At 59.4% G+C, this 22,711-nt stretch carries 21 protein-coding genes; 14 read left to right on the top strand and 7 right to left on the bottom strand.

What is annotated here, in order from left to right; all coding sequences use genetic code 11:
* The first annotated feature begins 227 nt into the window (after positions 1-227).
* The 3 genes from CBW22_RS21385 to cmoB all read left to right on the top strand — a co-directional run bounded on the left by CBW22_RS21385 (position 228) and on the right by cmoB (position 2,821).
* Positions 228-1,049 (top strand): DUF72 domain-containing protein, encoded by an 822-nt coding sequence (locus CBW22_RS21385; protein ID WP_088517810.1) that lies wholly within the window; start codon positions 228-230, stop codon positions 1,047-1,049.
* 78 nt (positions 1,050-1,127) lie between these two features.
* The gene (cmoA, locus tag CBW22_RS21380) at positions 1,128-1,856 is read left to right on the top strand and encodes a carboxy-S-adenosyl-L-methionine synthase CmoA (protein ID WP_058757507.1); all 729 of its coding nucleotides are present in this window, start codon (positions 1,128-1,130) and stop codon (positions 1,854-1,856) included.
* The gene (gene cmoB, locus CBW22_RS21375) at positions 1,853-2,821 is read left to right on the top strand and encodes a tRNA 5-methoxyuridine(34)/uridine 5-oxyacetic acid(34) synthase CmoB (protein ID WP_088517809.1); all 969 of its coding nucleotides are present in this window, start codon (positions 1,853-1,855) and stop codon (positions 2,819-2,821) included. The genes cmoA and cmoB overlap by 4 nt, the downstream gene beginning before the upstream one ends.
* A gap of 3 nt (positions 2,822-2,824) precedes the next feature.
* On the opposite strand, the gene CBW22_RS21370 is transcribed toward cmoB, so the two are convergent.
* The 3 genes from CBW22_RS21370 to cutC form a co-directional block, all read right to left on the bottom strand.
* Positions 2,825-3,445, bottom strand: a complete 621-nt coding sequence (locus CBW22_RS21370) for a LysE family translocator (protein ID WP_088517808.1) — start codon at positions 3,443-3,445, stop codon at positions 2,825-2,827.
* Positions 3,446-3,490: 45 nt separating this feature from the next.
* Positions 3,491-4,339 carry a hypothetical protein gene (locus CBW22_RS21365; protein WP_088517807.1) on the bottom strand — a complete coding sequence of 283 codons (849 nt, stop codon included), beginning with the start codon at positions 4,337-4,339 and terminating at the stop codon, positions 3,491-3,493.
* Positions 4,340-4,507: 168 nt separating this feature from the next.
* Positions 4,508-5,260 (bottom strand): copper homeostasis protein CutC, encoded by a 753-nt coding sequence (gene cutC / locus CBW22_RS21360; protein WP_021509959.1) that lies wholly within the window; start codon positions 5,258-5,260, stop codon positions 4,508-4,510.
* Positions 5,261-5,345: 85 nt separating this feature from the next.
* On the opposite strand from cutC, the gene CBW22_RS21355 reads away from it, so the two are divergent.
* Entirely contained in the window at positions 5,346-6,485 is a 1,140-nt protein-coding gene (locus CBW22_RS21355) for a MalY/PatB family protein (protein ID WP_088517806.1), read from the top strand.
* On the opposite strand, the gene CBW22_RS21350 is transcribed toward CBW22_RS21355, so the two are convergent.
* Positions 6,482-7,042, bottom strand: a complete 561-nt coding sequence (locus CBW22_RS21350) for a VOC family protein (protein WP_058757503.1) — start codon at positions 7,040-7,042, stop codon at positions 6,482-6,484. The genes CBW22_RS21355 and CBW22_RS21350 overlap by 4 nt on opposite strands.
* Positions 7,043-7,355: 313 nt before the next feature.
* Here CBW22_RS21350 and CBW22_RS26840 point away from each other — a divergent pair, with 313 nt between their 5' ends.
* Positions 7,356-7,478: a hypothetical protein gene (locus tag CBW22_RS26840; RefSeq protein ID WP_007889544.1), complete on the top strand. Its 123-nt coding sequence runs from the start codon at positions 7,356-7,358 to the stop codon at positions 7,476-7,478.
* Between the two features lie 166 nt (positions 7,479-7,644).
* Positions 7,645-9,375 carry an arginine--tRNA ligase gene (argS, locus tag CBW22_RS21345; protein ID WP_088517805.1) on the top strand — a complete coding sequence of 577 codons (1,731 nt, stop codon included), beginning with the start codon at positions 7,645-7,647 and terminating at the stop codon, positions 9,373-9,375.
* Positions 9,376-9,432: 57 nt separating this feature from the next.
* Here the strand turns inward: argS and flhE are convergent, their stop codons facing one another.
* From flhE to flhB, 3 genes are read right to left on the bottom strand one after another with little or no spacing between them, the layout of a single operon-like run.
* The gene (gene flhE, locus CBW22_RS21340) at positions 9,433-9,840 is read right to left on the bottom strand and encodes a flagellar protein FlhE (protein WP_088517804.1); all 408 of its coding nucleotides are present in this window, start codon (positions 9,838-9,840) and stop codon (positions 9,433-9,435) included.
* Complete coding sequence (flhA, locus tag CBW22_RS21335; protein WP_021509954.1) at positions 9,840-11,927, bottom strand: flagellar biosynthesis protein FlhA; 2,088 nt, start codon at positions 11,925-11,927, stop codon at positions 9,840-9,842. The genes flhE and flhA overlap by 1 nt, the downstream gene beginning before the upstream one ends.
* On the bottom strand, positions 11,920-13,071 hold the full coding sequence (gene flhB, locus CBW22_RS21330; protein ID WP_088517803.1) for a flagellar biosynthesis protein FlhB: 1,152 nt from the start codon (positions 13,069-13,071) through the stop codon (positions 11,920-11,922). Before flhB ends, flhA begins: the two co-directional genes overlap by 8 nt.
* A 641-nt stretch (positions 13,072-13,712) precedes the next feature.
* Between flhB and CBW22_RS21325 the strand changes: the two genes are divergently transcribed.
* The 8 genes from CBW22_RS21325 to CBW22_RS21290 all read left to right on the top strand — a co-directional run bounded on the left by CBW22_RS21325 (position 13,713) and on the right by CBW22_RS21290 (position 22,711).
* Entirely contained in the window at positions 13,713-14,204 is a 492-nt protein-coding gene (locus CBW22_RS21325; protein WP_176428162.1) for an SH3 domain-containing protein, read from the top strand.
* Positions 14,205-14,289: 85 nt separating this feature from the next.
* The gene (icmH, locus tag CBW22_RS21320) at positions 14,290-15,501 is read left to right on the top strand and encodes a type IVB secretion system protein IcmH/DotU (RefSeq protein WP_058757499.1); all 1,212 of its coding nucleotides are present in this window, start codon (positions 14,290-14,292) and stop codon (positions 15,499-15,501) included.
* Positions 15,501-17,615, top strand: coding sequence for a type VI secretion system membrane subunit TssM (tssM, locus tag CBW22_RS21315; protein WP_021509950.1), 2,115 nt, complete (start codon positions 15,501-15,503; stop codon positions 17,613-17,615). The genes icmH and tssM overlap by 1 nt, the downstream gene beginning before the upstream one ends.
* Before the next feature lie 13 nt (positions 17,616-17,628).
* Positions 17,629-18,327 carry a type VI secretion system-associated protein TagF gene (gene tagF / locus CBW22_RS21310; protein WP_058771215.1) on the top strand — a complete coding sequence of 233 codons (699 nt, stop codon included), beginning with the start codon at positions 17,629-17,631 and terminating at the stop codon, positions 18,325-18,327.
* A 33-nt stretch (positions 18,328-18,360) separates the two neighbouring features.
* Positions 18,361-19,491 carry a type VI secretion system-associated FHA domain protein TagH gene (tagH, locus tag CBW22_RS21305; RefSeq protein ID WP_088517802.1) on the top strand — a complete coding sequence of 377 codons (1,131 nt, stop codon included), beginning with the start codon at positions 18,361-18,363 and terminating at the stop codon, positions 19,489-19,491.
* Positions 19,488-20,264 (top strand): PP2C family protein-serine/threonine phosphatase, encoded by a 777-nt coding sequence (locus CBW22_RS21300; RefSeq protein WP_058771213.1) that lies wholly within the window; start codon positions 19,488-19,490, stop codon positions 20,262-20,264. The genes tagH and CBW22_RS21300 overlap by 4 nt, the downstream gene beginning before the upstream one ends.
* A 14-nt stretch (positions 20,265-20,278) precedes the next feature.
* Entirely contained in the window at positions 20,279-21,229 is a 951-nt protein-coding gene (locus CBW22_RS27065) for a hypothetical protein (protein WP_058757494.1), read from the top strand.
* A 66-nt stretch (positions 21,230-21,295) separates the two neighbouring features.
* A complete protein-coding gene (locus CBW22_RS21290) occupies positions 21,296-22,711 on the top strand; it encodes a serine/threonine protein kinase (protein ID WP_058771211.1) in 1,416 nt (471 codons plus the stop codon).

Raw genomic sequence — 22,711 nt, 5'->3', positions numbered from 1 at the left:
GTATCCTTTTAACTTCGCCGCTGCTGCCAGACAGCATCAGGCCGCGTAACCTTCTGAGATGCTGCCGCAAAAAAGGCGGCTATTATAATGGAAAATGGCAGGCAGGATAAGCAGATCCCGCGCAAAGCGGACAAATCGTCAGCGTTTGCCGCGCGATCGGTTCCTGCCCGTGGCAAAACCGGGTAACGTACGGCGCATTTTCCGCGCCACAGCAGGCAGGAGCAGTTTTGACACTTCGTATTGGATTACCGCAATGGCAGCACGCCAACTGGAGAGTATTGGGTATCGAAACCCTGGCGGATTACGCCCGGCTGTTCGGCTGCGTCGAAGGCAACACCACGCTTTACGCGCTGCCCAAACCGGAAGTGGTGCAGCGCTGGTATGACATGACTGACGACGCTTTTCGCTTCTGCTTTAAATTTCCTGACACCATCAGCCACAAAGCGGCGCTGAAGAACTGCGATGAGCTGGTGAATGAGTTTCTGCGCCTGCTGGATCCGCTTAGCCAGCGCATCGGCCAGTACTGGCTGCAGCTGCCCGCCGCCTTTTCACCGGCGCAGCTGACAGATTTATGGGCGTTTCTCGATCGCCTGCCGCGCAGCTTTCACTATGGCGTGGAAGTGCGCCATGCGGCCTTTTTTGCCAAAGGCGAGGCCGAGCGCGCGCTGAATCGCGGCCTGCATCAGCGCGGGGTTAATCGGGTGATTCTCGACAGCCGTCCGGTGCACGCCTCTGACTCGCTCAGCCCGGCCGCCGTGCATGCGCGCGCGCAAAAGCCGCGCGTGCCGACGCATGCGGTGCGCACTGCCGGACAGCCGATGGTGCGCTTTATCGGCAGCGACAGCGTGGAGGAGAGCCTGCCGCTGTTTGATGTCTGGCAGCAAAAACTGGCGGACTGGCAGCACGACAGCGACCCGCTGCTGTTCATCCACACGCCGGATATGGGCGCGGTGTTTCCGCTGCTGCAGGCGCTGTGGCCGCAGCTGCAACAGCTGGAGCCGACGCTGCGCCCGCTGCCCGCCTGGCCACAGCAATCCAGCCTGTTCTAAACGCAGGGAAACGGGTGCAGCCTGCGGCAGTTTCTGCCAGAATAGCGCCCTTTCCGTTTTCTCTCCGGATAATTCATTATGTCTGACCGCGATACGCTATTCTCCGCGCCCATCGATAAACTGGGCGACTGGACCTTTGACGAGCGCGTGGCTGAAGTCTTTCCCGATATGATTCAGCGCTCGGTGCCGGGTTACTCCAACATCATTTCGATGATTGGCATGCTGGCAGAACGCTTTGTGCAGCCCAACAGCCAGGTTTACGATCTCGGCTGCTCGCTGGGCGCGGCCACGCTGGCGGTGCGCCGCAATATTCAGGCACCGGGTTGCCAGATTATTGCCGTCGATAATTCGCCGGCGATGGTGGAACGCTGCCGCCGTCACATCGACGCCTTCCGCGCTGCTACGCCGGTGCAGGTGCTGGAAGCGGATATCCGCGATATCCACATCGAAAACGCCTCACTGGTGGTGCTCAACTTTACCCTGCAGTTCCTTGAGCCGGACGCGCGCCTGACGCTGCTGCAGAAAATCGCTGCCGGCCTCAATCCGGGCGGTGCGCTGGTGCTGTCGGAAAAGTTCAGCTTTGAAGATGCCGACGTCGGCGAACTGCTGTTCAACATGCACCACGACTTTAAGCGCGCCAACGGCTACAGCGAGCTGGAGATCAGCCAGAAGCGCAGCATGCTGGAGAACGTGATGCTGACGGACAGCGTGGAAACGCACAAAGCCCGTCTGAAAAGCGCTGGCTTTGCCCATGCCGAGCTGTGGTTCCAGTGCTTTAACTTTGGCTCACTGGTGGCGTTGAAATGATTGATTTTGGCCGTTTTTATCAGCAAATCGCCACCGGTCCGCTCGCCAGCTGGCTGGAAGTGTTGCCGGCGCAGGTCGCCGCCTGGCAGCGTGAAAACCTGCACGGACATTTTCGCAACTGGGAGAAGTCGGTCGACAATCTGCCGCTGCTGGTGCCGCAGCAGCTCGATCTGCTGCACAGCGTCAGCGCGCAGCATGACGCGTTAACCGCTCGCCAGCGCGCCGGCATCGAAAAGCTGCTGCGTAACCTGATGCCGTGGCGCAAAGGGCCGTTTTCGCTCTACGGCTGCGACATCGACACCGAATGGCGCTCCGACTGGAAGTGGGACCGCGTGCTGCCGCATATCTCTTCGCTGGCGGGTCGAACCGTGCTGGATGTGGGCTGCGGCAGCGGTTATCACATGTGGCGCATGATTGGGGCCGGCGCGCAGCTGGTGGTCGGTATCGATCCGATGCAGCTGTTCCTGTGCCAGTTCGAAGCGGTGCGTAAGCTGCTGGGTGACGATCGCCGTGCGCATCTGCTGCCGCTGGGCATTGAGCAACTACCGGCGCTGCAGGCGTTCGATACCGTGTTCTCCATGGGCGTGCTCTATCACCGACGTTCGCCGCTCGACCATCTGCTGCAGCTGAAAAATCAGCTGGTCAGCGACGGCGAACTGGTACTGGAGACGCTGGTGATTGAAGGCGATGAAAACGCGGTGCTGGTACCGGGTGAACGCTACGCGCAGATGCGCAACGTTTACTTCATTCCGTCTGCGGCGGCGCTGAAAAACTGGCTGGAGAAGTGCGGTTTTGTCGATGTGCGCATCGCCGATTACGCCATCACCTCGGTGGAAGAGCAGCGTCGCACCGACTGGATGACCAGCGAATCGCTGGCGGAGTTCCTCGATCCGCACGACAGCAGCAAAACGATTGAAGGCTATCCCGCCCCACTGCGTGCCGTGCTGGTGGCGCGCAAACCGTAACGCTTAACGCCGCGACAGCGCCAGCTTCGCGGCGAAACCAATAAACACGCAGCCGGTCAGGCGATCCATCACTTTTAACACTGCCGGACGGCGCAGATGATCAGCAAAGTACTGGCTGCCGCTAATCAATACCGCATTCCACGCTAAGCCAATCACCATGTGGGTGAGCGCCATCAGCGTGCACCACAGCGCCACCGATCCGCCGGCCGGGATAAACTGCGGCAGAAAAGTGACGTAAAAAACTCCGACTTTGGGATTGAGCAGGTTACCGGTCAGGCCACGCGCGAAGCAGGTCAGATAGCGCTCTTCCCGCTTTTGCCCCTCCTGCCCGCTGGCCACCGTGCTGCGCGGGTTAAGCAGCAGTCTGACGCCGAGATACAGCAGGTACACGGCACCGATGCCTTTCAGCAGGTTATAAGCCATTTCCGAAGCCAGCAGCAGCGCGCCTAAGCCCAGCCCGACCGCCACGCCCCACACCAGACAGCCGAGCGTAACGCCCAATGCCGTCGCCGAGGCACGCTGCCAGCCCTGCGCAGCCGCTGAACGCAGCACCAGCGCGGTATCGAAGCCGGGCGTCAGCGTAAGCAGGGTAATGGCGAAAAGGAATGAAATAATCAGTGTCATGATGGGCTCCCGGGTTGTGCACAGAACAGCATACGCGACGGCGCATCAATTGTCCGTCGCCGGACGATCCCAGTACTGATATTTGTAGGCCGAACTCAGATGCCGCTCAATGGTGCCTTTGGCAAACACTTCGGTCTCATGCAAATAGCTGAGCGTGCAATTGCCTACCTCATCCCACAGCTGGCACTCATCCACCGATCGCAAAGTGCTGACCGGCGTGGTCGAGGTGCCGTGCAGCCGCAGTTCGCGCCACTGATTATCGTAGCTGTAGGTCTCTTTGCTGCGCGCGCTGGTAGATGCCACCACCAGCCCCTGCGGATTCCAGCGCCAGGTATTCTCGCCGTTGGTCAGTTCATCGCTGCCGCGCGCAATACTTTTTTCCAGCCGGAAGTGTTTATCGTAGCGGTAAGTGGTATCAGTAAAGCCCTCTTTCCCCATGCTGGTAAATTTGTCCGAGGCGCTGATGATGTTGCCGTGTTGCCCCATCTGCCAGCTGATGGTGCCCTGCCGGTTATCCACCACCTCCTCTTTGCCCGCGCGGGTCACTTTAACCAGATAAGCATAGTCAGCCACCCAGCCGCGCTGCACGCGCGCGATATGCTGCTCCATGCTTAGCACCACGTTGCCTTCGCTTTTGTCATAGGTGATGTCAGCCACCATCAGATCGCCGCACTGGTCAAACTGCCCGAGCACGCGCTTCTGCGAGTTGACGTCTTTACCAAACTCCCCGGCCACCACCTGGCGCACCGCGCCTTTGGCGTCGCCGCCCAGCATAATCCAGTTGTTGCTGCTGGTGATGTTTTTGCTCAGCGGCGGGCAGGTGCTGCTGGCGGCCAGCGCCGCGCCGGCAACGGGGAACAGCAGAATCACAACAGCATAAGGGAGGGATTTCATCAGCGTTATCCGCGCGTTAAGCCATAGAGTAATCAAAGCATCTTTTTCACCAATGCGCTATTCATGGCGAAGCGGCAGACAAAAAGAACCCCAGCAAGGAACTGGGGTTTGGTACTTGCAAACATCACGTCAGGTTTTCGGCGTGCTGCGCGGCAAAATTGGTACGGGTCAGGCGACCCGGTCAACGCTCATCTGCATCATGCTCTTCATGGCTTCGACGACATCGCCATCGACACAGGAGCGGCTGAATTCATCGGTTTCCGCTTCAGAACACATCGAGACACCGGCTTTACGGTAGCGCATCGGTGACGCGACGGCGCGGCTGGCGGAGCTGTGGACTTCCTGCAATCCGCTGTCGAGGAACTTTTGCAGATTGCTGAGGCGCACGCCTGCCCCTGCCATAATGATTGGACCGGTGCTGTATTCATTTAGTTCCCGTAATAATGCAATTCCGGTTTCAGCGCTCTGCTGCTGACCGGAAGTCAGAATGCGGGCGATCCCTAAATCAGTCAGCACCTCCAGCGAACGCTTCGGGCTGTGGCACAAATCAAAGGCGCGATGGAAGGTCACCGCCATGCCGTCGCACAGCGCCATAATCTGCTGCATGCGTACCGTGTCGACGTGCGCATCTTCGTCCAGCATGCCAATCACCAGGCCAGGAAAACCCAGCTCGCGAATGCGCGCTACGTCCGATTTCATCACCTCAAATTCGCGTGCGGTGTAACAAAAATCGCCGCCGCGCGGCCGCACGATTGGGTGGACCGGAATGGTCAGTTCACGTTGTGCGGCTTCCAGCATACCCGCCGAAGGTGTCAGTCCGCCTTCACGCGGAGCACTGCACAGCTCCACGCGATCGGCACCGGACGCCTGCGCAGTCATTGCGCAGTCGATGCCATAGCAACAAATTTCCAGTTTCGTCATACCTTGCTCCTTTTCATGACTGCTGGCTCGGGAGGAGTGCATCAGTTAGTCTGCTCATTCAGACAGTTTACGTGGAAAGCGCACTATGGCATTCGATTTTGATCAAGGGATAGACCGTCGTCACAGCGATAGTTTGAAATGGCACAAATATGGTGATCGCGATGTGCTGCCTTTGTGGGTTGCCGACACCGATTTTCGCTCGCCGCCGTGCATCATTGAGGCCATTAAACAGCGTGCCGACCACGGTGTTTTCGGCTATGGCGCGACGCCGCACGGTTTGATTGATATCACTATTTCCCGCTTAGCCCAGCGCTATGGCTGGCAGATTGAGCCGGAATGGATTGTGTTGCTGCCGGGCGTGGTGAGCGGCCTGAATTTATCGGTCCGGGCATTTACCGAGTCGTCGCAGAGCACCGTGGCACCGACGCCGATTTATCCGCCGTTTCGCGCGGCGGCGCGGCTGGCGCAGCGCGCTCAGGTCAATCTGCCATTGCAGTTACAGCAGGATCGCTGGGTGATGCAGCTGGATGACAGCCAGATGCAGGGTAACGAGCGCCTGCTCATGCTGTGCAATCCGCAGAATCCGGGCGGCACAGTCTACCGCCGTGATGAGCTGGAGGCGCAGCTGGCCTTTGCCCAACGCCACGATTTGCTGGTGTGCTCCGATGAAATCCATTGTGACTTGCTGTTAACGCCTGGCGTACAGCACATTCCGTTTGCCTCGCTGAGCGAAGACGCCGCCCAGCGCAGCATTACCCTGATTTCGCCGTCTAAAACCTTCAACATCGCCGGGCTGGGTGCGTCCATGGCCATTATCCCTCATCCCGAACTGCGGAAACGCTTTAAGCAGGTGCGTGAAGGCATCGTACCGGGTGTGGATATTCTGGCGCTGGTAGCGGCGGAAGCCGCATGGCGCGGCGGTGATGCGTGGCTGGCAGACCAGCTGGCTTACCTGCGCGCCAATCGTGACTGGCTGGTGCAGCAGGTGAATGCGCTGCCGGAACTCAGCATGGTCGCGCCAGAGGCCAGCTACCTCGGCTGGATTGACGCCAGCCAGCTGGATGTCGCCAGCCCGGCGCTGTATTTCGAAAAACACGGTCTCGGTTTCTCGCCGGGCCGTGATTTCGGCGACGATCGCTTCGTGCGCTTCAACTTTGGCTGCACGCACGCCACCCTGCAGCAGGCGATATCGCGCCTGCAGCAGGCGGTGGCAGCGCGGCGCTAAGCCTGTTCGCTGGCAACGATCTCCTCCAGCCGCCACGGATGAAACTTGATGGTAGTTTGCCCGTCCGTCACCGCTAAGGTCGGATTGGGCAGACGTTCATTTTCGCCCTGCGGCGTGCTGGTTTTAAACGCGATGCCCGGCTGCGTCAGCGCCTCGTCTGCCAGCAACGCCATCGCACGCATGCCCAGCGTTTCCGGCTCGCCGCGCAACACAATTTCCACATGCTCCCAGCCTTCATGGCGATACAGCTTCTCACCGGGCCACGGCAGCTCGATCACATCCACCTGCCAGCCCGCGATGCGCAGCGGCTGATGCAGCTTAAACAGGCAGATCGGCCGTCCATTAATCATCGCTTCGGAAAACTGCTCGCCGATTTGCAGTAAGCCGGCTTTCCAGCGTTCTGCCGTGGCGAACTGATGACAGCGCACCGCCACGTGGTCTGCCTCGTGCTGCGTAAGGTCAAGGCCGAGGCGTGCCGCAAAGTGTTGCAAAGCCTGTTCAAATCGGGACAGGTCTTGTTTTAAGTCACTCAGTTCTGAAGGAAAATCCAGATTCATACGTTAAATACCTCAAACTCAGTTCAGATCTTTTAATCAATAAAAAAAAAGGGCTGCCGCAGCTTTCGCTTGACAAAATGCTCGGATTCATCCGATTTCACGCCAAAAACCTTCAAAAACCGCATAAATCGCCCCTCTCTTTCGGATTAATCGCGTAATCAGGTCCACACGTTACTTTATAAAAGTGCCCTAACCAACTGTTATTATTAATAATAGTTAATACAATGAGATAACTCTTATTTACCCGCCAATCAATTGCAGTAGCTGACCCTTTCTTATAAATTTGGGTTTCACAACTACAAGGAATGGCCCTATGTCTATGCTCATTGTTGTCGCGGTCCTGATAGCCTTGATGGGATTTGCAATTTCCCGCCACTGGAAGGTGCGTGAAGACAAAAGCGTTAAAAATCCCCGTCGCCACCCGCGCCGCCGTTAATCGGCGCGCGGGCCTGCGTCCACCGGCAGCCATAACCGATTGCTGACGCACCCCAACATTTCACGTATACTTCCCCTCTTATTTTTTCCGTCCCGACACGCACGCGGGATGACGACATCGGCTCGCCCTCAGCTGGCGGGCCTTTTCAGCATATGAAGGTAACGCGGTGAATATTCAGGCTCTTCTTTCCGATAAAGTCAGTCAGGCGATGGTGGCGGCAGGCGCACCGGCCGATTGCGAACCGCAGGTTCGTCAGTCTGCAAAAGTGCAGTTCGGCGATTACCAGGCGAACGGTATCATGGCCGTGGCGAAAAAGCTCGGTCAGGTGCCGCGCCAGCTGGCTGAACAGGTAGTTCAGCATCTGGATCTGGCTGGTATCGCCAGCAAAATCGACATCGCCGGTCCCGGCTTTATCAACATCTTCCTCGACCGCCAGTGGCTGGCACAGCAGGCCGCGCAGGCGCTGCAGCTGCCACGCCTGGGCGTCAGCGAAGTGACACCTCAGACTATCGTGATTGACTACTCGGCGCCCAACGTGGCGAAAGAGATGCATGTCGGTCATGTGCGATCCACCATCATCGGTGATGCCGCGGTGCGCACCCAGGAGTTCCTCGGTCATGACGTCATCCGCGCTAACCACGTCGGTGACTGGGGTACACAGTTTGGCATGCTGATCGCCTATCTGGAGAAGCAGCAGAACGAGCATCATGAAGATATCGCGCTGGCTGATCTGGAAGCCTTCTACCGCGAAGCGAAACGCACCTATGACGAAGACGAAGCCTTCGCCGAGCGCGCCCGCGGTTACGTGGTGAAACTGCAGGGTGGCGACGAATATTGCCGCGCCATGTGGAAGAAGCTGGTGGATATCACCATGAGTCAGAACCAGCAGGTGTATGACCGCCTTAACGTCACCCTGACGCGTAAGGATGTGATGGGTGAAAGCCTGTATAACGACATGCTGCCGGGCATCGTCGCCGATCTGCGCGAAAAAGGGCTGGCGGTGACCAGCGAAGGCGCCACCGTGGTCTTCCTTGATGAGTTTAAAAACAAGGAAGGTGAACCGATGGGCGTGATCATCCAGAAGAAGGATGGCGGCTATCTCTACACCACCACCGATATCGCCTGCGCCAAATATCGCTATGAAACGCTGCATGCCGATCGCGTGCTGTACTACATCGATTCCCGCCAGCATCAGCATCTGCAGCAGGCGTGGACCATCGTACGCAAAGCGGGCTACGTGCCGGAGTCGGTGCCGCTGGAGCACCATGCGTTCGGCATGATGCTGGGCAAAGATGGCCGTCCGTTCAAGACGCGCAGCGGTGGCACCATTAAACTCTCCGATCTGCTGGATGAAGCCGTTGAGCGCGCCCATGCGCTGGTCAGCGAGAAGAATCCGGAGATGAGCGCGGCAGAGCTGAAAGAGCTGGCGGAAGTGGTCGGCATCGGCGCGGTGAAATACGCCGACCTGTCGAAAAGCCGCACCACCGATTACATCTTCGACTGGGACAACATGCTGGCGTTTGAAGGCAACACCGCGCCGTACATGCAGTATGCCTACACGCGTGTGCTCTCAGTATTCCGTAAAGCGGGCATTGAGGCAGACAGCCTGCACGGTGATATCATCCTGACTGACGAGCGCGAAGCGCTGCTGGCGACCCGTCTGCTGCAGTTTGAAGAGACCATCACCCAGGTCGCGCGCGATGGCACGCCGCACGTGATGTGTGCTTATCTGTACGATCTGGCCGGTCTGTTCTCGGGCTTCTATGAACACTGCCCGATTCTCTCCGCGGAAGAGGAAAACGTACGCAACAGCCGTCTGCAGCTGGCTGCGCTGACGGCGAAAACCCTGAAGCAGGGGCTGGATACGCTGGGCATCAAAACCGTCGAGCGAATGTAAGCCTAAAAAAACCCGCTGCGGCGGGTTTTTTATTGGCTATTGGCTATTTGCTATTTGCTATTGGTAATTGACCATCACTTCACTGCTCACCACCCGCAGGCCGGGCGGCAACGCGCCCTGCCCCTGAAATCCGAAAGCCAGATGCAGCGTTTCATCGGCTGCCACGTTGGCGAGGCCGCGCGTGCTGCCGCTGGCGCCGTCCAGCTCCACGCAGCGCTGACTGGCGCACAGCCGCACCAGCAGACCGGATGGCGCCGGGCGGCTCAGCGTGTAGCGCCAGTTCACCAGCGAAATAGTCCCTGGAGCCGCCGAGGGCGCTTTAAGCGCCGGCGACAGCAGCCAGTTGCCGCGCACGCCGAGGCTCGGGCCGCTGGCGCTGGCCTGCCACGCACCGCTGGCGGCTTTGCCCGTTAGCGGCAGCGTCAGCAGCGCCGCCAGCAGCCATGAGAGCGTCACTCCGCGCATTATTTGCCGCCTATGGTTGCAGTCATGCGGATTTGCCGGTTATCGGTCAGCTCCATATTAGACAGCACCACCAGCTGCGGCAGGTTGCGGCGCAGGAAGCGCGCCAGCAGCGCCCGCAGCGGATGGTTAACCAGCAGCACCGGCGGCGCACCGGTCATCTCCTGCTGCTGCAGCGCGGCCTGCGCCTGCATCAGCAGTCGATCGGCAAGACCCGGTTCCAGACCGCCACCACCCTGCAGTGCCTGCAGCAGCAGACGCTCCAGTGTGGCATCCAGTCCAATGACCTGCACTTCGCCGTTGCCCGGGAACCACTGCTGGGTAATCGCGCGGCCCAGCGCGACGCGTACCACACTGGTCAGTTCCTGCGGATCGTTCTGCACCGGCGCATGTTCGGCCAGCGTTTCGATAATGGTGCGCATGTCGCGGATCGAGACGCGCTCGGTCAGCAGATTTTGCAGCACTTTATGCAGCGTGGTCAGGGTAATGACGCCCGGCACCAGATCTTCCGTCAGCTTTGGCATCTCCTGGGTGACGCGGTCCAGAAGCTGCTGCGCTTCCTGACGCCCAAACAGCTCGCTGGCGTACTGGCCGATCAGGTGATTAAGGTGGGTCGCCACCACGGTACTGGCTTCCACTACGGTGTAGCCCTGAATCTGTGCCTGCTCTTTCAGCGCGCTGTCGATCCAGATGGCCGCGAGGCCAAACGCCGGGTCCACCGTCGCTTCACCCGGCAGCGTGCCCGCCGCCGTGCCCGGGTTGATCGCCATCCAGCGTCCCGGATAAGCATCGCCGCTGCCAATCTCCACGCCCTTCATCAGGATGCGATAGCGCGCCGGCGGCAGCTCCATGTTGTCACGAATGTGCACCACCGGCGGCAGGAAGCCAACCTCCTGCGCCACCTTTTTACGGATACTGCGAATACGCCCGAGCAGCTCGCCGTTTTGCAGATGATCGACCATCGGAATCAGGCGATAGCCCACTTCCATGCCGAGCGAATCTTCCAATTGGACGTCGGTCCACGAGGCTTCGACCGTGGCCGGCGTCTCCTGCGTTTTCACCACGCTGGAGGCTTCACTTTGCTTCTTCGGCTGCATTTCGCGGCCGCGCAGCCACCAGGCCAGGCCGAGCAGCGCCGCGGTGAACAGCAGGAACACAAAGTTCGGCATGCCGGGCACCAGGCCCAGCAGGCCAATCACGCCGGCACTCAGCATCAGCACGCGTGGATTGTTAAACAGCTGGCCCACCATCTGTTCGCCGACGTCCTGATCGGTGCTGACGCGGGTAACGATGACACCGGCAGCGGTAGAGATCACCAGCGCCGGGATCTGCGCCACCAGGCCGTCACCGATGGTCAGCAGCGTATAGGTTTCCCCGGCGTGGCCGAGATCCATACCGTGCTGCACCACGCCCACCAGCAGGCCGCCGATCACGTTGATCACCATGATCAGGATGCCGGCGATGGCGTCGCCGCGCACAAACTTACTGGCACCGTCCATTGAGCCGTAGAAGTCCGCTTCCTGGGTCACCTCGGTGCGCCGGCGTTTGGCTTCGTCTTCACCAATCAGGCCGGCGTTCAAATCGGCATCGATCGCCATCTGCTTGCCGGGCATACCATCCAGCACGAAACGCGCGCCCACTTCGGCGATACGTCCGGCACCTTTGGTGATGACCATGAAGTTGATGATCACGAGGATGATGAACACCACGATACCAATGGCGAAATTACCGCCGACGAGGAAGTGACCAAAGGCTTCAACCACGCGCCCGGCGGCATCAGCACCCGTATGCCCTTCCAGCAGGATGATACGCGTTGAGGCGACGTTCAGCGCCAGACGCAGCAGCGTTGAGAACAGCAAAATGGTCGGGAAGGCAGCGAATTCCAGCGTGCGCTGGGTGAACATCGCCACCAGCAGCACCATGATGGACAGCGCAATGTTGAAGGTAAACAGCAGGTCAAGGATGAACGCCGGCAGCGGCAATACCATCATCGACAGGATCAGCATGATCAGCACCGGACCAGCCAGCACCTGCCATTGCGTGTCTTTAAAATTGCCCGGTAAACGCAGCTTTTCGGCCAGATTAGCCATGGTTGGTGTTCTCTCCTGCAAAGTCCATCTCTGCCGGGACCGGCAGATGTTTTGGTTCGTTTGGAATCAGGCCGCCTTCGCGCTTCCAGCGTCGCAGCTGCCAGACCCACGCCAGCACTTCGGCCACGGCGGCATAGAGCGCGCCGGGAATAAACTGGCCAATTTCCGTATGACGATAGAGCGCACGCGCCAGGGGCGGCGCTTCCAGAATTGGTACGCGGTGCTCTTTTGCGATTTCACGAATGCGCAGGGCAATGTCACCGGCGCCTTTGGCAATCACTTTCGGCGCACTCATCTTGCCTTCCTGATACTGTAGCGCCACCGAGTAGTGCGTCGGGTTAGTCACGATGACGTCCGCCTTCGGCACGTCGGCCATCATGCGGCGGCGGGCGGCGGCACGCATCGCCTGGCGGATACGCCCTTTAACGTGCGGATCGCCTTCGTTCTGCTTGTGTTCATCGCGAATTTCCTGGCGCGTCATGCGCAGCTTTTTGAAGTAGCTGTAGAGCTGCCAGAACACGTCAAAGCCAACCATCGGGATCAGTCCCAGCATCACCAGCGCACAGCTGATGGCGGTCATCGACAGGCCATGCTGCAGCGCATTCACCGGCGATTCGCTCATCAGACGCAGCATCTCCTGCCAGTGACTCCACAAATACCAGCCAGCCACCAGCGCCACCAGCACCGCTTTGAGGATCGCCTTCACCAGTTCCGCCCACGTCTGACCGGAGAACATGCGCGCAATGCCCGGTAACGGGTTGAGCTTTTTGAAATCGAATTTGATGGATTTTCCGCTGATGTTGATTCCGCCCAGAATCATCGGCGCGGCAATGGCAACAATCACCAGCCCGGCCATCAGTGGCAGCAGCGCGATCACCGCCTGCATCACCAGGTTGCCGATGTGCGAGACGATAATTTTATCGTCGTTGACCATGCCGTGGTCAAAGCGGAAGCCGGTGGCCACCATGCTGGCCAGCCGTTGCGCCATATTGTGGCCGCCCAGCCAGATGATCAGCAGCCCGGCCAGCAGCATCAGTACCGAAGTCAGCTCGCGCGAACGCGGAATCTGCCCCTCCTGCCGTGCTTTCTCAAGTCGGTGGGGGGTGGGCGATTCTGTTTTGTCCTCGTTGCTCTCTTCAGCCACGACATACCTCAGCTGGCAGGAATTCTGAGCATAGGATGCCAAAACCCTTCGGGTCTAAAGCGCGGATTAAGCGAGAAAAAGATGGGTTTATTTAGCCATAAGTGAAATCAGGCCCTGCGCTAACCTGGTGCGGGCCAATCACCAGCGCACGGTTCCGCGACCTTTGCTGCTCATTACGGATTAAGTGGCGCAGCCAAGCAAAAGCCGTGCCGGACTGGCTGGGTTAATGACACGGCTGCGCCCGGAAATTCCGAAAATCATAAAATTGTTTCGCCGCGCAATCTTTTTTTATCTGAAAAAATAGATAAATCTTATTTACCAATTCCCCTAAGCACCATCAGGGGGCAAATGTCGCGCCGCACGCCAGCCGCGCTTGCTTACGCAAATAAATTAATGCAGCTTATCTATCGTCCCAGCCAGAACGATCGCGGCGTGCCGTTAAGGCGTTTTTTCGCCCGGTAGCACGGGATTTGCCGCGGTGCAATGGTTTGAATTCTCAAAAGTCTTAGGTAGACTTAAGTCAGCACTATCTTTCTGTAATTTGACTGTTTTTTAGTGGCCTTCTCACTGCATAATCTGCCCGCCCGCTGAGTGCGTGCCGGATACAACTCTGCAGCGATACTGATGAAAATTTGAGGATCATGGTGAATAAGAGTCTCTTGCTAACGCTGCTGGCGGCTTTAACGCTGGCGGGATGTAAAGCGCCTCCACCGCCCGTGACGGATGACACCCTGGTCACCAGCGAAGTGAACGGCGTAAAACTGGTTCATCGTCATGCAGTGGCAGCACCCGGTGAATTTACCCCGGTGAATGAGAGCTTTCGCGCGCTGTATGCCGCCTCTGTGATGACCCTGCCGGATTACAGCGGCAAAGTGGTGCGTTATCTGGATAACGCCCAAACCTTTGAGGTGCTGGGTCGCGTCGAGCACAACTGGCTGGCGATTGCAGAAGAACCCAGCGGTCAGCTGATTGGCTACGTGCCCCCCAAAGCTGGCGTGGAGAGCAGCCGCTATGACGCCACGCTGCGCAGCGACCGGCCGCGTCCCCGTCGTACTAAACAGGTCTGCGTGGCCGTGGGCGGCGCCAGTAAAGCATGCCGCACCAATGATACCGCGACCTGGATCTTAGACTGATGATGCAATCCGGCGCATATTGCCCGCAGCACACCGCTGCTTTGCGGGCTAACCGTTCCGTTATTGCCAGGATAATCGAGATTTAATGACTCAGGACTCCCTTGCCCGCGATGGCATTGTCGCGGGCAACGATAACCTTTTGCTGAATGCCGCAGCCCCGATTCTGAATGCCGTCGTGCGTATACGGCAGGCGGCGACGCATGACGATCCCGCCGGCCTGCGTCAGCTGCTGATTGAAGAGATCCGCCAGTTCGAGCAACGCTGCAAGCAGGCGGGTTTGCCGTTTGAGATGATCATCGGCGCACGCTACTGCCTGTGTAGCGTGCTGGACGAAGCGGCGGCGCAAACCCCATGGGGCACGCGCGGCGTCTGGTCCGGCAATGGCATGCTGGTGACCTTTCATAACGAAAGCTGGGGCGGCGAAAAAGTGTTCCAGCTGCTGTCACGCGTGTCGCAAAGCCCGCAGCAGCATTTATGGCTGCTGGAAGTGATTCACTACTGCCTGCTGCTGGGCTACGAAGGGCGCTATCGCGGCAGCGACAGCGGACGCGCACAGTGTGAAGGCATCCGTAAACGGCTGGCGCAGCTGATTGCGGAAACCCGCCCGGCGGCACCACCGCGCGCGCCGCTGGTGGAAGTGCATCCGCTGGTCAGCACCCTGACGCGACCGATGGTGCCACTGTGGGCCTGCGTCACGCTGGCTACGCTGATTGCCTGTTTGATCTACAGCGGGCTCAACTGGCGGCTGGGCAATGCGGCCGAACCGCTGCTGCGCGCCATCTATCAAACCCCGCTGCCGCAAATCATGCCGGGGCGCCGCCCCACCTCACCGCAGGCACTGCTCGATCTGCATCAGCGTCTTAACGACGTGATTGCCGCAGGCCAGCTGGAAGTGAGCGACGGTGCCTTTGGCAGTAAAGTGATCATCCCTGCGGACAAGCTGTTTGCGCCGGACGGTACGGTGGTGAACCAGGTTGGCCGCGCGCTGCTGGCGCACGTAGCCAGCGCGATGAAGACGGTAAAAGGCACGGTGCTGGTATCGGTCTATACCGATAATCGTCCGGTGGATGGCCGTTTCGCCTCCAGCTATGAATTCTCCTTCGCTCGTGCCCGTGCCGTTACGCAACTGCTGAATACGCAGCTGGCGGACGGTCACAGCGTTAAAGCCGAAGGCCGTGGCGACAGCAATCCGCTCTTACCCAATGACAGCAATGAAAACCGCGCCCGCAATCGCCGGGTGGAGATCACCCTGTTTGCGGCACCGGAAACCCTCGGCAATCATCAGGGAGGCCAGTGATGCGCGCATCACTCCAACATCTGTTAACCCATCGCCTGCTGTGGGGCCTGATTGGCGTCACGGCGCTGAGCTGCGTGCTGTGGATGCTCGGTCCGCTGTGGAGCTGGGGCGATACCCGTCCACTGGAGCCGGTATTCCCGCGCCAGCTGGCGGTCGGTCTGCTCTATTTCTGCTGGGTGCTGTTCCAGTTTATTCCCGCCATCTGGCGCGGCTGGTTTAACAGCAAACTGCTCAATCGCCTGCAGGAAATGAGCCACGAAGAAGCGTCCGATCGCCAGGCGACCGAGACGCTGCTGACCCAGCGCTTCAGTGAAGCAGCGCTGCGGCTGAAACGCACCCAGTTTGGTCGCCGGCATCAGAAAAGCTGGCTGGCGCGTTTTCAGAGTCACTATCTGTATCAGCTGCCGTGGTACGTGATGATAGGCGCGCCCGGGGCCGGTAAAACCACCGCGCTGCTGAATGCTGGCCTGGAGTTTCCGTTAACTGACAGCCTCGGCAAAGAGGCGGTACGCGGCGTCGGCGGCACGCGTCACTGCGACTGGTGGTTCACAGACAGCGCAGTCTTAATCGACACTGCGGGCCGTTACGCACTGCAGGAGAGCCAGCGCGCGCGCGACGGCGCCGAGTGGCATAACTTCATTAAATTGCTAAAGCGCTACCGCACGCGCCAGCCGATCAACGGCGTGATCATGACCATCAGCGTGGCCGACCTGCTGACCGATTCCGCCGAGGCACGTCACGCCCAGGCCAGCGCGCTGCGCAGCCGCATGGTCGAGCTGCATCAGCAAACCGGCATTCACTTCCCGGTGTATGTGATGGTCACCAAAACCGACCTGCTGAAAGGGTTTATGAGCTTTTACGGCAACCTGAGTAAGCCGCAGCGCGATGCCATCTGGGGCTTCACCTTTCCGTGGGAACCGGGCAAGCCGCACAAAGATGACTGGCACCGCAGCTTTAGCGAGCGCTTTCAGCAGCTGGAGCAGCGTCTGCAGCAGCAGCTGGCCGACGTGATGGCCGGCGAGCGCGATCTCACCCAGCGCGCCGACAGCTTCCTGTTCCCGCAGGAGTTCAGTTCGCTGCGTCCTTTACTTAACGAATATCTCGACGTGGTGTTTTCCCGCCATCAGGATGAGATTGCCTGGTCGGCGCGCGGGCTGTTCTTCACCAGCGGTACCCAGGAAGGCCTGCCGTTTGACCGCATCATGGGCGAACTCAACCGCAAGCTACAGCTGCCACACACCGGCGAGTCGAGCCTTGCCGCGTGGGACAGCGTTAACCGCAGCAATCCGATTCCGGGTACCAAAGGCCAGAGCTTCTTTATTCGCGACCTGTTAAGCGACCTGGTGTTCCGCGAAAGCGGCCTCGCCGGCAGCAACCGCCACTGGGAGTATCGTAACCGGCTGCTGCACTGGATCGGTTACGGCGCGCTCACCGGCGCGCTGGTGCTTCTCTCCGGTTTATGGCTCACCAGCTACGTGCAGAACCAGCGTTATCTCGATCAGGTCGCGGCGCGTATCGGGCCGATTACAGCGCAAAGTCAGCAGGTTATTCATCAGCCAGCCGATAATATTTTTGATCTGCTACCCTTCTTAAATAACCTGGTGAAACTGCCGCTGTCGGCGCATTTTTCTCTCGACAATCCACCGCTTACCATGCGCGCTGGACTGTATCGCGGTAACCAGGTGAGCGATGCCGCATGGGTGCTTTATCAAAATGCGCTTAAGTCTTTACTGCTGCCGCGCGTGGCCCAGCAAATTACCAACCTGCTGCGTGACGATCCCGGCACCGACAATGACTACAGCCGCAATGCGCTGCGCGCTTATCAGATGCTGTATCAGCCGCGTAACTATGACGGCGAATTTCTGCGCGGCTGGCTGATGCAAAATCTGCAGCGCACGCTGCCGGACAATGTCAGCGCGCGCGATCTGCAGCAGCTTGACTGGCACCTTAGCCAGCTGCTCGATCAGCAGATTCAGTCGTCGCCTTATGCGCGCGACAATGCGCTGATGATGCGTAAGCTTGCGGAAAATCTGAAAAATGCCGGTCAGAATGGCCGTATGCTGGCGGTTGCGCCACACACCGTATCGCAGCGATTGACCGGACACAGTGAGTAATGGTGAGGTAACCATGGCGAGTTACACCGCGCCGGGCTGGTATGGCAAATTACCGGCCACCGGTGATTTTCTGCGCCAGCGGCTCAGTGAAGCCACGGTGACGCCGTGGAGCCACTGGTTTCAACAAGGCTTAATCCACTGGCATCAGCAGGAAGAGGCCAGCACGCAACAGTTTTTACGCGCGCCGGTATGGAATTTTGTCCTGCCGCTATCGCCGCTGCGCCAGCAGGTGCAGCTGGGCTGTCTGCTGCCCTCGTGCGATCGCGTCGGCCGTGCGTGGCCGCTGCTGGCGCTGCACAGCATCCCGCTCAGCGCGTGGCATGCTTCACAGCTGGCGATCTCCGGCGACTGGTATCAGGAACTCGGCGCGCTGCTGTGGCAGGCGGTGCGCGATCGCCACAGCCCGGACGCGCTTGAGACGCAGATTCAGCAGCTGGCTCCGCTGCTGCTGCCGGATAAGCAGCGCAGCGACATCATGGATGTGATTGGTTTTGACGATTTGCCCTGCACCCTGAGCTGGCGTGAAGTGGCCGACCGTTTTGATCCCCAACAGCACATTAGCTACTGGTGGAGTAATCGCAGTGACGGCTTTGCCCACGCCACGCATAAACACAGTGGCCCGCTCACCGCGCAACTTTTTTCGTTATTGTTTAACCCGGCGGCGGGTGCCCAGCCGGGACGTAATGGCCTCTATCCACCGATGTTTGAGTAGGCCAGTGCGCTTGCCTTGTTAACGGGATGACTCATGCAATTTACCATTGTGCAGTGCAATACGGATGTGCCCGCCAAAACCGTCGCGTTTAGCCCGCCTGGCGGGACTATCGGCCGCAGCCAGGATAACGACCTGGTGCTGCCCGACGAATCGCGCGCTATCTCGCGCCTGCAGGCGCTGGTGCACCTGTCGCCAGACGGCGAGTGCCGCCTGACCAACCAGGGCAGCGTCACTTCGGTGGTGCTGAACGGCGTGGCGCTACAACGCGGCTCGCAGGTGCGGCTGCGCCATGGCGATACGCTGCAGATTGGCGAATATGGCCTGGAAGTGCGCGACCCGGCGTGTCAGAACGCACCGCAGGATGATCCGCTGGCGTTTTTTGCTGACAGCGCCGCCGATCCGCTGGGTATGCAGCAGGACGAAAACGTGCCGGAACCGGAAGTCCTGCCACAGAGCGACAGTCCGCGTCACGAACGCCGCCCGGACGCGCGCCTGGCGATCGATCCGCAAAGCGATGCGCCCGTGATGCCAGCCGTGCTGGCAGGCGCCGATCAGGACAAACTGATCGCCGCGCTGCTGGAAGGTATGGGCCTGAATAATGGTCACCAGACGCCGATCACCGAAGAGCAGATGCGCGTCACCGGCCGCATGCTCAGCCTGTTTTCGCAGGGTACGGTTGCCCTGCTCTCTTCGCGCTCCATCCTCAAGCGCGGCGTGAAAGCCGACATGACGATGATCCTTAACGAAGCCAACAACCCGTTTAAAATTCTGCCTTCCGGCAAAACCGTGCTGATGCAGATGTACCAGAGCCAGATGCCTGGCTTTATGCCACCGGAAGCAGCGGTGCGCGATGCGCTGGTGGATTTACAGGCGCATCAGCTGGGGATGATTGCCGGCATTCGCGCCATCATTGCCGCGATGCTGCAGTCGTTTAATCCGCAGCGTCTGGAAGAGGAAGCGCGCAAAGACGGCGTGCTGCCTAAGATGCCGTTCAGCGGCGGACGCAAAGCGGCGCTGTGGGACTATTTTCTCCGCCACTATCAGCGCACCGCGGGCGAGATTGAAGATGACTTCCACACCTTGTTTGGTGAAGCCTTTCTGCATGCCTACGACATGGAAGTGAATCAGTACAAAGATTCCCAGACGCGGACCGAAGACGCATGAAGATGAAGTTTGCCAGCCGCTGCCAGCAGGGTATGCGTGACGAAAACCAGGATCGCACCGGTGCCGAAGTCGATGAACAGAAAGCCTGTTTTCTGGTGTGCGACGGCGTGGCCGGTCTGCCCGGCGGCGATTATGCCGCCCAGCTGGTGCGCGATACCCTGCTGACGCAGCTGCAGCAAAGCGACACGTTCACGCCGGAGAGTACGCGCGCGGCGATAGAAAAGTGTCAGCAAACGCTGGTCAGCGCCCAGGGGAACAATCCGAATTTTTCGCGCATGAGTACCACCCTTGCTGCCCTGTTTATTGACCGCACAACGCAGCGCGCATGGTGGGCGCACGCCGGTGATAGCCGGGTTTATCACTTCCGCCACGGGGTGCTGCATCAGGTGACGCGTGACCACAGTCTGGCGCAGCAGCTGCGCGAAGCCGGCTATGAAAATACCGGCATTAACAGTAATTTACTTTATAATGCGCTGGGTATTGAGCCGGCCCGACCGGCCACCTTTAGCGAGGTGATTGAGCTGACCGATGGTGATGCATTTCTGGTCTGTACCGACGGTTTCTGGCTCAACCTCACCACCGACGAAATGGAACAGGCACTGCGCATGGTAAACGCCTGCGAAGAGTGGCTGGCATTGATGGAACAGGCCGTAAACCGCAGTGTTAAAAGCGACAATCTCAGCGCTCTGGCAATCTGGATTGGCGAACCGCAGGACGCGACGCTGCTTTATTCCCAGGCTGATGCGGCACGTTTTCTGCCGTCACGTTATTGATTGCAAGGATCATTATGAAACTGTGGTTGCCGGGCGTTGCCGCCCTGTTACTGGCCCTGAATGCGCAGGCGGAAGATTACCGGGTGGTCTACTCGCCCAGCCTGTCGCTGGAAGTCTATATCGATAACGTTGCCAGTAATGCGCCCGACGACTGGTGTAAAGAGACGCTGCCGCTGCGCATCGTGTCCGGTAAAAGCAGCGACACCAGCATTCTTACCAGCTTCCTGCCGCGCGTCGGTACGCTGCTGGCGAACCAGTGCGGCCTGCTGGATGAGATCCCCTGGCAGATGACCAGCAAAGAGGGCAGCGTGCTGGCTAACGGCAGCGCGGCAAAACTGCAGAACTGGCGGCCGATCATCCTCAACGACGCGACCGCCAGCGCCAGCGCCAATACCGCAGCGCCGCTGGATTTATCGCGTCCGGCCGACAGCACGCCGCTGCAGCACTTCGCCCTGCCCGGCGGCTGCCATTTCCGTACCTGGTGGGATGAAAACGGCGGTTCGCTGTTTATCCCTGAGAACCCGCAGCAGCATTGCTCAACCGAGGGCTGGCTGGAAGGTCCGGCGGCGATGACGCTGCTGAGTGACGGCAAAACGCGCAGCCAGACGGTAACCTTCCTGCAGGGTTATCCCATCGCCGATCTTACGCTGACCCGCACGCCGCTGGAGGTGGTAGCGGTGAACAAACAGCGCATGATTGTCACGCGGCCCGATGCCAGCGATAGCTGGCTGGTGCTGCCGTTTGATGCTCAGCAGCACGTCTGGCGCTTCAGCGGTACGCTGCTGATTAAAATGGATAAAAACACCGGCACGGATAGCGAAGCGGTGAAATCGCGGGTTGATAGCTTACGCGGCATCTGGTCGCCGCAGTTTATGCCACAGCAAAAAGTGACTGTGTTACTGATTGACACCCTGCACGCCGATCTGGCCGATCCGGCAATTGGTGCCTGGCGTAACATTAATTAATTAGCGGTTGTTGCCCACCGTCACCGGCGTGACGGGGCGCTACAGGACGTGTTCAGAGAGCTCACTATGTCGGCAAACGAAAATCATACCCCCAATGCCCTGCCTGCGGGCTACCGGTTTAACGAGTTTGAAATCAAGGAAGTGATCGGCGGCGGCGGCTTTGGCATTGTCTATCGCGCCTGGGATCATCAGCTGGAACGCACCATCGCCATCAAAGAGTACATGCCGGTGTCACTTGCAGTACGCGGTGCGGATCTGGCGCTGGAACTGCGCGGCGAGCGCTTCCAGAAACTGTTTAATGCCGGACGCAACAGCTTTATTCAGGAGGCACGGCTGCTGGCGCGCTTCAATCATCCCGGTCTGCTGCACGTCCTGCGCTTCTGGGAAGAGAACGGCACGGCTTACATGGGCACGCTCTACTACAGCGGCATGACGCTGAAAGAGTGGCAGCTCACCAGCCCGGACAGCATTGACGAAGCGTGGATTCGCCGTCTGTTACCACCGCTGTTTGGTGCCATTAACACTATTCACACCGCCGGTTACCTGCATCGTGATATTTCGCTCGATAACATTCAGATTCAGGAAAACCAGCTGCCGGTGCTGCTCGACTTTGGCTCGGCGCGCAAAGAGATTGGCAACCTGTCGGATGAAACCGAGATCATGCTCAAGCCGGGCTTCGCGCCAATTGAGCAGTACAGCGAAGAGGGAGAAGTCGAACAGGGACCGTGGACCGATATTTACGCGCTGGGCGCGGTGCTGCATACGCTGATCACCGGCCACGCGCCGCCGGTCAGCGTGGTGCGCTGCATTGAAGATAACTACCAGCCGCTGGTGGAGCGCAAGCCTGAGGGGTATTCGCTGCCGCTGCTGCACGCGATCGACTGCGCGCTGGCGATGAAGCCGGAAGACCGGCCACAAAGTATTGATGCTTTTGCCCGGCTGATCGATCTGCCGGTGAGCGATGTCGAAGCGCTGGTGACGACCTTCCCGGTGACCGCGGAGAGCCAGCCCGTGCCGGAGCCGGTAGCGGCCGTGCCGGAACCGCAGGTAATGGCGGTTAATCATGCCGCCGCCGCGATTGAACCGGTAACGCCGCGCAATGTGCGCCGTTTGTCGCCTGCCCTGCTGGCTGCCGCTGCCGTGGCGTTGCTTGCCGTGGTGGTCGTGGTGTGGAAAGCCAATCGCCCGAGCGACGCACCGCCGGTGGCGGCCAGCAGCGCCCCGGCGGCGACCCCATCAGCGGGCAGCGCGCCCGCCAGCAGCGCACCAACCATGGCGACGGTTTATCTGCAGTTGCAGGCAGGGGAAAATATCGTGCTGAACGGCGAAGCGAAGGATGTGAAACCCGCCAGCAGCGGTTTCGCCTCGCTGAATCTGGCGGCAGGCAGCTATCGTATTGAAGTGCATCACGGCAGCCAGGTGCGCAGCCAGATGCTGACGATTAACCAGCCGGGCACCTGGCTGATTAATCCGGGTAATTGA

This window comes from Pantoea sp. VS1 (assembly GCF_002207995.1).
Lineage (GTDB): Bacteria > Pseudomonadota > Gammaproteobacteria > Enterobacterales > Enterobacteriaceae > Pantoea > Pantoea dispersa.
This window is presented reverse-complemented; position numbering and strand designations above follow the sequence as displayed.

Excerpts from the sequence above, each read along its gene's own strand:
- cmoB (WP_088517809.1), top strand. The coding sequence starts at position 1,853 with ATGATTGATTTTGGCCGTTTTTATCAGCAAATCGCCACCGGTCCGCTC.
- CBW22_RS21370 (WP_088517808.1), bottom strand. The coding sequence starts at position 3,445 with ATGACACTGATTATTTCATTCCTTTTCGCCATTACCCTGCTTACGCTG.
- tagH (WP_088517802.1), top strand. The coding sequence starts at position 18,361 with ATGCAATTTACCATTGTGCAGTGCAATACGGATGTGCCCGCCAAAACC.
- CBW22_RS21355 (WP_088517806.1), top strand. The coding sequence starts at position 5,346 with ATGGCATTCGATTTTGATCAAGGGATAGACCGTCGTCACAGCGATAGT.
- CBW22_RS21325 (WP_176428162.1), top strand. The coding sequence starts at position 13,713 with ATGGTGAATAAGAGTCTCTTGCTAACGCTGCTGGCGGCTTTAACGCTG.
- tssM (WP_021509950.1), top strand. The coding sequence starts at position 15,501 with ATGCGCGCATCACTCCAACATCTGTTAACCCATCGCCTGCTGTGGGGC.
- cutC (WP_021509959.1), bottom strand. The coding sequence starts at position 5,260 with ATGACGAAACTGGAAATTTGTTGCTATGGCATCGACTGCGCAATGACT.
- CBW22_RS26840 (WP_007889544.1), top strand. The coding sequence starts at position 7,356 with ATGTCTATGCTCATTGTTGTCGCGGTCCTGATAGCCTTGATGGGATTT.
- CBW22_RS21300 (WP_058771213.1), top strand. The coding sequence starts at position 19,488 with ATGAAGATGAAGTTTGCCAGCCGCTGCCAGCAGGGTATGCGTGACGAA.
- cmoA (WP_058757507.1), top strand. The coding sequence starts at position 1,128 with ATGTCTGACCGCGATACGCTATTCTCCGCGCCCATCGATAAACTGGGC.
- CBW22_RS21365 (WP_088517807.1), bottom strand. The coding sequence starts at position 4,339 with ATGAAATCCCTCCCTTATGCTGTTGTGATTCTGCTGTTCCCCGTTGCC.
- CBW22_RS27065 (WP_058757494.1), top strand. The coding sequence starts at position 20,279 with ATGAAACTGTGGTTGCCGGGCGTTGCCGCCCTGTTACTGGCCCTGAAT.
- flhE (WP_088517804.1), bottom strand. The coding sequence starts at position 9,840 with ATGCGCGGAGTGACGCTCTCATGGCTGCTGGCGGCGCTGCTGACGCTG.
- CBW22_RS21350 (WP_058757503.1), bottom strand. The coding sequence starts at position 7,042 with ATGAATCTGGATTTTCCTTCAGAACTGAGTGACTTAAAACAAGACCTG.
- flhA (WP_021509954.1), bottom strand. The coding sequence starts at position 11,927 with ATGGCTAATCTGGCCGAAAAGCTGCGTTTACCGGGCAATTTTAAAGAC.
- tagF (WP_058771215.1), top strand. The coding sequence starts at position 17,629 with ATGGCGAGTTACACCGCGCCGGGCTGGTATGGCAAATTACCGGCCACC.
- CBW22_RS21290 (WP_058771211.1), top strand. The coding sequence starts at position 21,296 with ATGTCGGCAAACGAAAATCATACCCCCAATGCCCTGCCTGCGGGCTAC.
- icmH (WP_058757499.1), top strand. The coding sequence starts at position 14,290 with ATGACTCAGGACTCCCTTGCCCGCGATGGCATTGTCGCGGGCAACGAT.